14 protein-coding genes and 1 tRNA gene are annotated in these 11913 nt (G+C 67.3%); 7 read left to right on the top strand and 8 right to left on the bottom strand.

What is annotated here, in order from left to right; translation table 11 throughout:
* Window positions 1–78 precede the first annotated feature (78 nt).
* On the top strand, window positions 79–243 hold the full coding sequence (locus CD928_RS23260) for a hypothetical protein (RefSeq protein ID WP_176473415.1): 165 nt from the start codon (window positions 79–81) through the stop codon (window positions 241–243).
* Here the strand turns inward: CD928_RS23260 and thiE are convergent.
* The gene (gene thiE, locus CD928_RS02590; protein ID WP_095384440.1) at window positions 228–866 is read right to left on the bottom strand and encodes a thiamine phosphate synthase; all 639 of its coding nucleotides are present in this window, start codon (window positions 864–866) and stop codon (window positions 228–230) included. The two genes, CD928_RS23260 and thiE, sit on opposite strands and share 16 nt — an antisense overlap.
* 35 nt (window positions 867–901) lie before the next feature.
* Between thiE and CD928_RS02585 the strand changes: the two genes are divergently transcribed.
* Window positions 902–1315: a hypothetical protein gene (locus tag CD928_RS02585; RefSeq protein ID WP_255247020.1), complete on the top strand. Its 414-nt coding sequence runs from the start codon at window positions 902–904 to the stop codon at window positions 1313–1315.
* A gap of 94 nt (window positions 1316–1409) precedes the next feature.
* Here the strand turns inward: CD928_RS02585 and CD928_RS02580 are convergent, their stop codons facing one another.
* The 5 genes from CD928_RS02580 to tkt form a co-directional block, all read right to left on the bottom strand.
* On the bottom strand, window positions 1410–2066 hold the full coding sequence (locus CD928_RS02580; protein ID WP_095384434.1) for an O-methyltransferase: 657 nt from the start codon (window positions 2064–2066) through the stop codon (window positions 1410–1412).
* On the bottom strand, window positions 2066–2935 hold the full coding sequence (locus CD928_RS02575; protein WP_176473435.1) for a fructose bisphosphate aldolase: 870 nt from the start codon (window positions 2933–2935) through the stop codon (window positions 2066–2068). The genes CD928_RS02580 and CD928_RS02575 overlap by 1 nt, the downstream gene beginning before the upstream one ends.
* Window positions 2936–3035: 100 nt before the next feature.
* Entirely contained in the window at window positions 3036–4232 is a 1197-nt protein-coding gene (pgk, locus tag CD928_RS02570; RefSeq protein WP_095385189.1) for a phosphoglycerate kinase, read from the bottom strand.
* Between the two features lie 166 nt (window positions 4233–4398).
* Complete coding sequence (gene gap / locus CD928_RS02565; protein ID WP_095384428.1) at window positions 4399–5406, bottom strand: type I glyceraldehyde-3-phosphate dehydrogenase; 1008 nt, start codon at window positions 5404–5406, stop codon at window positions 4399–4401.
* Window positions 5407–5443: 37 nt separating this feature from the next.
* Window positions 5444–7411: a transketolase gene (gene tkt / locus CD928_RS02560; protein ID WP_095384425.1), complete on the bottom strand. Its 1968-nt coding sequence runs from the start codon at window positions 7409–7411 to the stop codon at window positions 5444–5446.
* Between the two features lie 164 nt (window positions 7412–7575).
* Here tkt and CD928_RS02555 point away from each other — a divergent pair, with 164 nt between their 5' ends.
* From CD928_RS02555 to CD928_RS02540, 4 genes are all read left to right on the top strand, one after another.
* Complete coding sequence (locus tag CD928_RS02555) at window positions 7576–7782, top strand: hypothetical protein (RefSeq protein WP_095384422.1); 207 nt, start codon at window positions 7576–7578, stop codon at window positions 7780–7782.
* Window positions 7775–8263, top strand: coding sequence for a cell division protein ZapA (locus CD928_RS02550; RefSeq protein ID WP_095384419.1), 489 nt, complete (start codon window positions 7775–7777; stop codon window positions 8261–8263). Before CD928_RS02555 ends, CD928_RS02550 begins: the two co-directional genes overlap by 8 nt.
* Before the next feature lie 221 nt (window positions 8264–8484).
* Window positions 8485–9078, top strand: coding sequence for a 5-formyltetrahydrofolate cyclo-ligase (locus tag CD928_RS02545; RefSeq protein ID WP_095384416.1), 594 nt, complete (start codon window positions 8485–8487; stop codon window positions 9076–9078).
* On the top strand, window positions 9075–9308 hold the full coding sequence (locus CD928_RS02540; RefSeq protein WP_095384413.1) for a DUF2842 domain-containing protein: 234 nt from the start codon (window positions 9075–9077) through the stop codon (window positions 9306–9308). Before CD928_RS02545 ends, CD928_RS02540 begins: the two co-directional genes overlap by 4 nt.
* An 81-nt stretch (window positions 9309–9389) precedes the next feature.
* On the opposite strand, the gene CD928_RS02535 is transcribed toward CD928_RS02540, so the two are convergent.
* Together CD928_RS02535 and CD928_RS02530 are read right to left on the bottom strand one after the other, a co-directional pair.
* Window positions 9390–9466 (bottom strand) — tRNA-Asp (locus tag CD928_RS02535).
* A gap of 43 nt (window positions 9467–9509) precedes the next feature.
* A complete protein-coding gene (locus CD928_RS02530; RefSeq protein ID WP_255247019.1) occupies window positions 9510–10676 on the bottom strand; it encodes an AI-2E family transporter in 1167 nt (388 codons plus the stop codon).
* A 229-nt stretch (window positions 10677–10905) separates the two neighbouring features.
* Here CD928_RS02530 and CD928_RS02525 point away from each other — a divergent pair, with 229 nt between their 5' ends.
* Entirely contained in the window at window positions 10906–11910 is a 1005-nt protein-coding gene (locus tag CD928_RS02525; protein ID WP_095384410.1) for a DUF11 domain-containing protein, read from the top strand.
* The last annotated feature ends 3 nt before the right edge of the window (window positions 11911–11913 follow it).

Genomic DNA, 11913 nt, shown 5'->3' with positions numbered 1-11913 from the left:
GCGAAAAGGCGACGAACCGAAGCCGATTTGTCGCATCGATCCAATATCGTCCCGCGCACCGCTGTCATAGCGGCGCGCATGATGAGCATCGATTATAGCGACCAGCTTCGCCCCCCGCGCCGGACGGCGCCCAAGAATCCGCGCCGCGCGACCCCCTGCGCCGGCCTGTTCGGCTGGCGCAAGGACGAGCAGCGGCGCGACAGGGACGATGAGACGCCGCACCGCGACTATCCGGCCGGCTGACCCTCCAGCACCGCCGCAAAGGCGCGCACCGCCGCCGCGGGGCCGCCTTCGTGGTTCCACACCGCGCCCGATACCGCGAGGAAATCGGCGCCGGCGTCGACCAGTTCCCCGGCGTTGGCGGGCGTGATCCCGCCGATCGCGACGCAGGGCAGCTCGAACAACCCCTGCCACCAGGTCAGGATTTCGGGATCGGCGTGATGCTCGACCGCCTTGGTCGTGGTCGGAAAGAAGGCGCCGAAAGCGACATAATCGGCCCCGGCCTCGCCCGCCTCCATCGCGAGATGGCGGCTGGCATGGCAGGTCACGCCGATCTGGGCATCGGGCCCGAGCAGGCGCCGCGCTTCCTTCGGATCGCCGTCGCCCTGCCCCAGATGGACGCCGTCGGCGCGCAGCCGCCTCGCGAGCGCCATGTCGTCGTTGACGATGAAGGCGGTCTCGTGCGCAGCGCAGATCGCCTGCAGCGGTTCGGCGAGCCGCGCCGCCTCGTGCTGGTCCACCCCCTTGACGCGAAACTGGAAGGCCGCGACCGGCGCGGCGGAGAGCGCCTCTTCTAGCCGGGCAGGAAAATCGCCCCCGACGTCGAGTGGCGAAATCAGATAGAGCTGGCAGGTCCGTGTGGTCATGGCGGGTTCATAGCCACGCCGCCATGCTCGGGCAAATGCAGAAAATGCCGCGCCTCGTCGCCCTGTCGCTGGTCGTCCCGCTCGCCCTCTCCGCCTGCGCGGCGAGCCGGTCGGCGCCGCCCGAACCCGCGCCCCTTCCCGACGCCTCCAGCGTCGCCCTCGGCCAGCGCGCCTATGCCGACGGCCCGGTGATCCAGCCGGTGCGGATCCTCGAAGACAGCCGCTGCCCCGAGAATGTGATGTGCGTGTGGGCCGGGCAGGTGCGGCTCAAGATGCGGTGGATTCGCCCCGGCGGCCGCTCGCAGGCGTTCGAGGCGATTCTCGGCAAGCGCATCCCGCTCGCCGACGGCACGATCCTGCTCGAAAGAGTCACGCCAGCACGGCACACCGGACGGCCGATCAAGTCCGAGGATTATCGCTTCGCATTCCGCTTCGACGGCGGGCTTTGAGTTCCTCGTCATTGCGAGCGCAGCGAAGCAATCCAGAGTAACGTAGACCGCCCTAGATTGCTTCGCTGCGCTCGCAATGACAGAAATATGGGTGTCAGCGCACCCGCGCCAGCACGAACCCGTCCCATTTCTTCGCGCCCACGGTCTGCACCGCGGTCGCATCGAGCCGTTCGTCGGCCGCCAGCATGTCGAACAGCGCGCGGGTGCCGACGATGCGTTCGTCATGGCTGTCCGCCTCCAGCACTCCGCCCTCACGCACGACATTGTCGACGACAATCACCGTGCCGCTGCGCCCCAGCCGGATCGCCTCGGCGACATAATGGGCATTGCCCTGCTTGTCGGCGTCGATGAAGACGAAGTCGAAGGGCGCCTCTCCGGTCATCGCGGCGAGGCTGTCCTTCGCCGGGCCGACGCGGATATCGACCTTGTCCGACACCCCCGCACGCTCCAGATTCTCGCGCGCGACGCCGGCGTGCTTGCGATCGATCTCCAGCGTCACCAGTTCGCCGCCCTCGGCCAGCGCGCGGGCAAGCCAGATGGTCGAATAGCCGCCGAGCGTCCCGACCTCGAGGATGCGCCGCGCCCCCGCGACCTGCGCGAGCAGCGACAGCATCTTGCCCTGCGTCGCCGACACGTCGATCGGCGGCAGGCCCTGCGCCTTGTTATTCGCGAGCGCGGCGGCGAGCGCCGCGTCATCGCCGAGCAGCTTCCCGGCGATATAATCGTCGACGGCGTGCCAGCTCGCGGCCATCAGGCGATCGAAGCGGCGTGAATCTCGTCGATCGCGCCGCCGAGCGAGGCGTTGAACTCCTCGTCGCTCATCGGGGCGCGCAGATCTTCGAGCAGGGCGCGGCTGAAGCTCGCGATGATGCCGGGGTTCTTCGCCAGCTCGGCGCACGCCTCGGGCCGCGCGAAGCCGCCCGAGAGCGCGACGACGCGGAGAACCTTGGGATGATCAACGAGCGGCTGGAACAGCCCGGCCTCGGTGGGCAGCGACAGCTTCAGCATCACCGGCGCGCCGTCCCAGGCGTCAAGCGCCGCGAGGCTTTCCTTCAGCAGCAGGCGGTCGGCGGCGTCGCGCTCGGGGCTCTTGATATTGACCTCGGGCTCGATGATCGGGACGAGGCCGTGCGCCGCGATGCGCTTCGCTTCGGCGAACTGCTGCTCGACAATCGCCTTGATTCCGGCCGGGTTGGCGAGGTTGACGACGCTGCGCATCTTGGTCCCGAACACGCCCTTCGCCACCGCACGATCGCACAGCGCGTCGAGATCGGGCATCGGCTTCATCAACTGGACGCCGTCGGCCTCCGCCTCCAGCCCCTTGTCGACCTTCAGGAACGGCACCACGCCGCGTTCCCACAGCAGCGCCGGCACGGGCTTGCCGCCGGCCTCGCCGTCCATCGTGCGTTCGAACAGGATCGCGCCGATCACCTTGTCGCCGTTGAAGCAGGGCGCGGTGACGATGCGGCTGCGCATCGCGTGGATCAGGCCGAACATTTCCTCATCGTTCGAAAAGGCGTCTTCGCCGATGCCATAGCCCTTGAGCGCCTTGGGCGTCGAACCGCCGCTCTGGTCGAGCGCGGCGATGAACCCCTGGCCCGATTTGATCTGGTCGAGCATGGCGGCATTGGCGGTGGTCATAAGATCTCCGGTTGTTTGCATACGTATGTGGCGGCGCGCATAGCTGTCCCGCGCGCGGGATGCAATGGAAGCGAAAATTCTATGCTTTCAGCGCGTCGACGCCCGGCAACGGCTTGCCTTCCATCCATTCGAGGAAGGCCCCGCCCGCGGTCGAGACGAAAGTGAAATCCTGCGCTACGCCGGCATGGTTGAGCGCCGCAACGGTATCGCCGCCGCCCGCGACCGAGATCAACGATCCCTCGCGGGTCAGCGCCGCCGCGGTCTTCGCGAGCGCGACGGTCGCCGTATCGAACGGCGGCGTTTCGAACGCACCGAGCGGGCCGTTCCACACCAGGGTGCGGCAGTTCTTGAGCACGTCGGCGAGCGCCTCGACCGCCGCCGGGCCGACATCGAGGATCATCTCGTCGGCCGCGACCTCGTGGACGTTGACGGTGCGCGTCGGCGGGTTGGGCGCGAACTGCTTCGCGACCACCACGTCATAGGGCAGATGGATGGTGCAGCCGGCCTTGTCGGCGGCGTCGAAGATCGCGTTCGCGGTATCGACCAGATCATGCTCGCACAGCGACTTGCCGACGTCGACCCCGCGCGCGGCGAGGAAGGTGTTCGCCATGCCGCCGCCGATGATCAGATGGTCGACCTGGCCTACCAGATTTTTGAGCACGTCGATCTTGCTCGACACCTTGGCGCCGCCGACCACCGCCGCGACCGGATGCGCGGGATTGCCGAGCGCGGCGTCGAGCGCCTTCAATTCGGCCTCCATCGCGCGCCCCGCATAGGCCGGCAGCCGGTGCGCGATGCCCTCGGTCGATCCGTGCGCGCGGTGCGCCGCCGAGAAGGCGTTGTTGACATAAAGATCGCCGATCTCGGCGAGCGCATCGGCGAAGGCGGGATCGTTCTTTTCCTCGCCCGCGTGGAAACGCGTATTTTCAAGCACCGCGACATCGCCGGGCGCGAGCACTGCGACGCCCGCCTGGGCGCCCTCACCGATGCAGTCGGGGATGAACATCACCGAATGGCCGAGCACGTCGGCAACCCCGTCGATGACGAGGCTCAAGGACTGGGTCGGGTTCTTCGCGCCCTTCGGCCGTCCGAAATGGGCGAGCAGCAGCACGATCGCACCCTTGTCGGACAGCTCGCGGATCGTCGGCATCGCCGCGCGGATTCGCGTGTCGTCGGCGACCGCGCCGTCGGACATCGGGACGTTGAGGTCGACGCGGACGAGGACGCGCTTGCCGGTGACGTCGCCAATGTCGTCGAGGGTCTTGAAGCTGCTCATATTCGACTCCATTCGCCCCGACAGCATCGAAGCGTCTTCGCGTCTCTATGTCTCGTCATTGCGAGGCCCCGAAGGGGCCGCGGCAATCTCCAGCGATTAGCTCATGTGTCATGGCTGGAGATTGCTTCGTCGCTGCGCTCCTCGCAATGACGATGTGCGAATGATCTTACAGCAGCCCCGCGATCACGCCGGCGGTATCCACCATGCGGTTCGAGAAACCCCATTCATTGTCGTACCAGCTCACGACGCGAACCAGCTTGCCTTCGAGAACCGCGGTTTCGAGGCTGTCGATGGTCGAGCTGGCCGGGCAGTGGTTGTAATCGATCGAAACCAGCGGCTCGTCCGAATAATCGAGGACCCCTTTCAGCGCGCCTTCCGATGCGTCCTTCAGGATCTTGTTCACTTCCTCGACGCTCGTGTCGCGCTTCGGCGTGAAGGTCAGGTCGATCAGGCTGACGTTCGGGGTCGGAATACGGACCGACGAGCCGTCGAGCTTGCCCTTGAGCTCGGGAAGCACCTCACCAACCGCGCGCGCGGCACCGGTGGTCGTCGGGATGATCGACATCGCGGCGGCGCGGGCGCGACGCTTGTCGGGGTGGATCTGGTCGAGGATCTTCTGGTCGTTGGTATAGGCGTGAATGGTGGTCATCAGCCCGCGTTCGATCCCGAGGGCATCATTGAGCACCTTGGCGACCGGCGCGAGGCAGTTGGTGGTGCAGCTCGCGTTCGAGACGACGACATGCTCGGCGGTCAGCTTGTCGTGGTTGACGCCGTACACGACGGTCAGGTCGACGCCCTTCGCGGGGGCAGAGATCAGCACGCGCTTGGCGCCAGCGGCCAGATGCTTCGACGCGCTGTCGCGATCGGCGAAGAATCCCGTGCATTCGAGCGCGATGTCGACGCCCAGCTCGGCGTGCGGCAGGTTGGCGGGGTCGCGTTCGGCGGTGACGCGAATACGCTTGCCGTCGACGACCATCGAGTCGCCATCGGCCTTCACTTCACCCGGGAATGGGCCGTGGACGCTGTCGCGCTTGAACAGCAGCGCGTTCGACTTGGCATCGGCAAGATCGTTGATCGCGACGAGTTCGAGCCCGCAATCGGGGCGTTCCAGAATGGCGCGCGCGACGAGGCGGCCGATGCGTCCGAAACCGTTGATTGCGACTTTCACTGCCATGACGAAACGTCCTTTCTGCGTGGGAGCGACCGGGTTCTTATTGGCCCAGCCGGGTCAGGATCTGGGGAGCGATAGCATCGGCGGTCAGGCCGAAGTGCTTGAATAGGTCTTCGATCGGCGCCGACGCGCCGAAACTGTCGATGCCGAAGCGCAAACCGTGGCGTCCGGTATAGCGCTCCCAGCCAAAGGTGGTGCCCGCCTCGATCGACACGATCAGCGCATCCTCCGGCAGGATATCGGCTTGATACGCCGCATCCTGTTCGTCGAACAGCTCGGTCGACACCATCGAGACGACGTCGGCGCCCTGCCCCGCGGCCTCCAGCCGGTCGGCGACCTCCATCGCGAGCGACACTTCGGAGCCCGTCGCGACGAGGACGACCTTGCGGGCGGCCGCGGCATCGCGCAGGCGGTAACCGCCCTTTGCGCAAAGATTTTCGGTGACGTCATGCCGCAGCGGCGGTAGATTCTGGCGCGTGAGCGCGAGCAGCGTCGGCCGATCCGTCTGCGCGAGCGCGAGCGCCCAGCATTCGGCGGTCTCGACCGCGTCGGCGGGGCGCATGACGAGCAGGTTCGGCATCGCGCGCAGCGACTGGAGATGCTCGATCGGCTGGTGCGTCGGCCCATCCTCGCCCAGGCCGATGCTGTCGTGCGTCATCACATAGACGACACGCTGGCGCTGGAGCGCCGACAGGCGGATCGCGCCGCGGCAATAGTCGGCGAACACCAGGAAAGTGCCGCCATAGGGAATGACCCCGCCGTGCAGCGCCATGCCGTTCATCGCCGCCGCCATGCCGAATTCGCGGATGCCATAATAGATATAGCGACCCGAGTAATCATTTCTGGTCAGCGGCTTGGTCGACGAAGTTTTGGTGTTGTTCGAACCGGTCAGATCGGCGCTGCCGCCGACCAGCGCGCCGATGTCGGCGGTGAGCGCGGTCAGCGTGTTTTCCGACGCCTTGCGCGTCGCGACCTTCGGCGGCTCGGCGACGAGCCCGTCGAGATAGGCCTTGAAGGCCGCGCCGGGGGTCACCTTGCCGGCAATCCGTGCCTCGAAATCCTTTTTCTTTTCGTTGCTTGCAAGGCGATCCTTCCATTCGGAATGAAGCGTCTTTCCAGCATCGCCAAACGCCTTCCACGCCGCGGCGATATCGGCCGGGATGACGAAGGGCTCGGCGGTCCAGCCGAGCGTCTCGCGCGCCGCCGCGACCTCGTCGGCACCCAACGCCGCGCCGTGGGTGGCCGAGGTGCCCTGCTTGTTCGGCGCGCCGAAGCCGATGATCGTCTTGCACGCGATCAGCGACGGCCGTTCGTCGGCGAGCGCGGCGTCGATCGCGCGGCGGACATCGGCGGGGTCGTGCCCGTCGCACGCATCGACGTGCCAGCCGGTCGCCGCGTAGCGCGCCTTCACATCCTCGCTCGTCGACAGGTCGGTCGATCCGTCGATCGTGATCTTGTTGTCGTCCCACAGCACGATCAGCCGGCCGAGCTTCAAATGTCCGGCGAGACCAATGGCTTCGTGGTTGATGCCCTCCATCAGGCAGCCGTCGCCGGCGATCACCCAGGTGCGATGATCGACCAGCTCGTCGCCATAGATCGCGTTCAGATGCCGCTCGGCGATCGCCATGCCGACCGCGGTCGCGAGCCCCTGTCCCAGTGGCCCGGTCGTCGTCTCGACGCCCGCGAGTTCGAAATTCTCGGGATGCCCCGCGCAGGGGCTGCTGAGCTGGCGAAACCCGCGAATCTCGTCCATCGTCGGATGCGCGTAGCCCGCGAGGTGGAGCGTCGCATAGGCGAGCATCGAGCCGTGCCCCGCCGACAGCACGAATCGGTCGCGGTCTGGCCACGCCGGGTCGGCGGGATCGAACTTCAGATAGTCCGAATAGAGCACCGTCGCCACGTCGGCCATGCCCATCGGCATCCCCGGATGACCGCTGTTCGCGGCTTGTACGGCGTCCATCGCAAGCGCGCGGATCGCATTGGCGAGCTGGCGTTCGGGCAGTGTCATTCGTCCCCCGGAAATGGCTGGGCTGGCGTGCGCGACTGCCCTTTGCGGCGCGGCGGGCAGGAGTCAACCGCCCGCGGCAAGAAATCGCGCAAAAAGCCGGTTTCGGCTCCAAGCCCGACCCTCGGCAATTGCGCCCATCGGGCGCCGCTGCTACGTCTTTGTTTATGGAACTCGATCTCGACGAATCCAGTCTCGCCATCGGCCGCATCGAACGGGCGCTGAGCCGGATCGAGAAGGCGCTGGCCGCGCGGGCCGAGCGCCCCGCCTCCGCAGCGACCGCCCCGCCCCCCGAATCCTCGGCCCTGAAGGCCGAAGTCGCGGCGGTGATCGGCGAACTCGACCGCCTGATCGGGGAAGCGAAGCATGGCTGACGTCCGCCTCAGCATCGCGGGACGCCCCTACGACGTCCATTGCGCCGACGGGCAGGAGGACCGGATCCGCCAGCTCGCCGCGATCATCGACGAGAAGGCGCGCAGCGTCCAGGGCGGAACCGAGGTGCGCCAACTCCTCTTTGCGTCGCTGATGCTCGCCGACGAGACACAGGAAGCGCGCGGCAAGGTCGAAAAGGCGGCACCGCAGTCCGATTCGCTGCGCGCTGCGGTCGCGCTCGCCGAAAGCCGCGAGGCGGCGGCGAAGGACGAGCTGCGGGCCGCGCAGACGCGGGAACAGGAGGCACTTGCCGAAGCGCGCGCCGCCGCCGAACGCGAAGCCACCGCGCTCGCCGAACTCGAAGCGCTGCGGCAGGGCGCGCCGGTCGTTCCCGCGCCGCCCTCGGGCCGCCACGACCGCGCGCTGATGCAGATCGCCGACCGGATCGAGGCGCTCGCGACGAAAGTCGAGCAAATCCCTTGAGACGCCGCGCCCGCGCCCCTAAATAGGGGGCGGCGGGCACTGCCCGGCACGAGCCGCTGCGAATATCCCTGAGGCGATACATCATCCAAGGGAGCTGTCCCTGCCCGGGCCCTGGCCCGACGTACATGGCCCCCACCTGACGTTACTGGCGTCAGAGGATTTTCCGGCAAACGACCACGGCGGTCCCGCCAACCCGCCGATAGAAAGAGCCAGGAACGGCGATGACCGACATGTCCGCCGATCTGGTCCGGCAGAAGCAGGCGCTCCGCGAGCGGCTGCGCTTTCGGCGCCGGCATTTCGCCGCGAATCTGGACGGCATGGCGCGTCTCGCCGCCTTCCGAACCCTTCCCCAGCCGCTCGCCGACCTGATCGAAGGCCGCGATCCGGTCGCGGCCCCAGTCGCGGCCTATGTCGCCTGGGGCGACGAACCCGATATCCTGCCGGCGCTGGCGGACTGCCCGATCGCCCTTCCCTTCCACCGCGACCGCAGCGAAACGATGGATTTCCGGCGCTGGGCCAACGGCGGCGCGCTGGCGAAGGGGCCTTGGGGAACGCATCAGCCCGCCGACGAGGGTCTTTCCGTCCAGCCCGCGCTGATCCTGTGCCCGCTCGTCGGATTCGACCGGAGCGGCGGGCGGCTCGGTCAGGGCGGCGGCCATTACGACCGTTATTTCGCCGCGCATCCCGGCATCCCCCGCATCGGCGTCGGCTGGTCGGTGCAGGAAGTCGATGCCATACCCGCCGAATCAACCGACGCGCGGCTCGACGCCGTGCTGACCGAACAGGAATTGATCGTCTGTGGAGACCGTTTGTGAGTGAAGATCCCGCCCGCCCCGATCAACCGAGCTGGCGCAAGCCCGCGGGCATCTTCCTGATCCTGCTGTTGATCGCTGTCTGGGCCGCGATCGTCGTCAGCCTGTCGCCATGGGTCGGCACCTGGCCGATCCTGGTTCAGGCGATCTTCTATCTGGCGGCAGGGATCGTCTGGATCCTGCCCTTGAAGCCGCTGCTGCGCTGGATGGAACTGGGACGCTGGCGCGGCTGAAGGGCCGCGCCGGGCTTGGGTCTTTCCGACGGTGAAAGGATCCCAAGCCGCGATTGCCATTCCGTCCGAAGGGACAGGGAATGGCGCGAGTGACGGGGCTCGAACCCGCGACCTCCGGCGTGACAGGCCGGCACTCTAACCAACTGAGCTACACCCGCGTGTGCTTGGGAGCAGCGCCAATATGCGCCGCGCTCCGGCCTGTCAACCGTCGCTTTCGCCCTGCTCGCGATTTAACCGCGCGCGCATCTCCTCGGCCGTCGTCAGCGTGCCGCGTTCGAAGAGGAATCCCGCAAGATCGGGGGTCCCGGTCGAATGCAGGATCGTCTGCAGGATCAGCAACAGCGGCACCGCGAGCAGCGCGCCGGGCGTTCCCCACACCCAGCCCCAGAAGCTCAGCGACACGAGAATCAGCAGCGGATTGACGGTCAGCCGCCGGCCGAGGACGAGCGGCGTGATCAGATTCGCCTCGACGAGATGGACGCCGATGAAGATCAGCGCCGGCAGCAGCGCGAAACCCACCGCGTCGAAAGTCATCAGCCCGCCGAGCGCGAGCAGGATCGCGGCGACGATCGGCCCCAGATAAGGCACGAAATTGCAGATCGCGACGATGCCGCCCCACATGAAGGGCGACGGCATGCCGAGCGCCCACAAAAGCAGCGACACGATCAGGCCGAGGAATGCGTTGATCATCGTGATCGTCGCCAGATAGTCGGCGGTCGCATCGACGACATTCTGGATCACTCGCGCGGTCTGCATCGCGCCGTCGAAGCTGCCCCGACGGCGAATCGTGCCCTTGCGCAGCCGCGTCCAGCCCGCGAGGAAAAAGAAGACGACGAGGACCGCGAAGAAGAGCTGGATCGCCGCCGAGGGCGCCGCCGAGATGAAATAATCGACCACCGAGGTCGGCGCGGTCGCCGCCATCGCCTGCGCGGTCGCCTCGCTGCCGCTCGCCATAGAGGCCAGCGTCCGGTCGACGAACTTCTGCAGGGTCGAATAGAAATCGATCAGCGGCGCGAGGTTGCTCTGGATGCGCGGGATCGATTCGGGGAGCCGGGTGAACCAGCCGGTCGCGGGCACGACGATGATCGCGAGCGCGGCGTTGATCACCAGCAGAAAGGCGGCCAGCGACAGGAAGGAGGCGAGCCCCGAGGGCACCCCGCGCCGTTCGAGCCATTCGAGCACCGGAACGAGCGCGATCGCGATCACGATCGCCGCGGTCAGCGGCAGAAAGAATTCCGCCCCCGCCTGCAACGCGAACGGCAGGCCGAGGCAGAAGGCAGCGCCGATGATCAGCGTCAGCGCCGCGAGCAGCCGATCGCGGCGGAGATCGTCGACCTCGATCTGATGCAGGGGATTGGCGCGCGGCACGCGAGCCTCCTTTTTCCCCTCGTCGTCGGCCACCTCGTCCGTCTCCCTGTTAACCGTCTCTTCTTACGCGAGCTTTGCCTGGCGCGCCAGACGCCGCGCCGCGCATTCGCGGCGCGGCCTATCTGTCCTCTTCCGGGTCAGAATCGCCGATGGTGACCGCGCTCTTAACCAGAAATTTTCCTTTTCCCTCCATTAGCGATGCCAACGGACCAGCCTTTGGAGACGGATCATGATGAATGCGCCTGTGGGGGGCGTGGTGCATCACTATCGCATCCCTGCCATTTCGACCTTCGCCCTCGCCTGCGCGCTGGCCCTGCCAACGCAGGCCCACGCCGCGGGCACCCGCGCGGGTTCCACCATCAGCAACACCGCCAGCGCCAGCTTCGACAATGGCGCCGGCACCCAGACGATCGATTCGAACAAGGTCGACCTGCGCGTCGACGAACTGCTCGACGTCGCCGTCGATTCGAGCGACCCGGCCGACGTCGCGACGACGCCCGGCGCGACCGGCCAGCTTCTGACCTTTTCGCTCACCAACAACGGCAACGGCCAGGAAGGCTTTGCGTTGAGCACCGTTGCGAACGGCGGCGGCGACAATTTCGACCCGACCGTCACGCAGATCTACCTCGACAATGGCGACGGCGTTTTCGACGCCGGGACCGACACGCTCTACACCGCTGGCGCCAACGACCCCGTGCTCGATCCCGATCAGAGCCGGACGATCTTCATACTGTCGACCATAGCGGGGAGCGTCGCCGACGGCGACCGCGGCATCGTCAGCCTGATCGCAGCCTCGAAGACGGGCACCGGGGCGCCGGGCACCAGCTTCGCCGGCGCGGGTGAAGGCGGCGGCGACGCCGTCGTCGGCTCGACCGGGGCCGACGGTCAGGATTCGGGCGCCTATGCCGTTTCGGCCGCCACCGTCAGCCTCGTCAAATCGGCGGTCGTCGCCGACCCGTTCGGGGGCAGCGAACCGGTGCCCGGCGCGACGATCACCTACACGATCGTCGCGACCGTCGCAGGCAGCGGATCGGTGAACGGCCTCGCCATCACCGACAATGTGCCCGCCGACACCAGCTATGTCGCCAATTCGGCCACGCTCGGCGGCGCGGCGCTGACCGACGCCGCCGATGGCGACGCCGGCAGCTACGACGGCACCAGGATCAGCGTCGCGCTCGGCACGATCGCCGGCGGCCAGACGCGCACCGTCACCTTCCAGACCAAGATCGATTGAGGG

Source organism: Sphingopyxis sp. GW247-27LB (assembly GCF_002277025.1).
In the GTDB taxonomy this organism is placed as follows: Bacteria; Pseudomonadota; Alphaproteobacteria; order Sphingomonadales; family Sphingomonadaceae; genus Sphingopyxis.
This window is presented reverse-complemented; position numbering and strand designations above follow the sequence as displayed.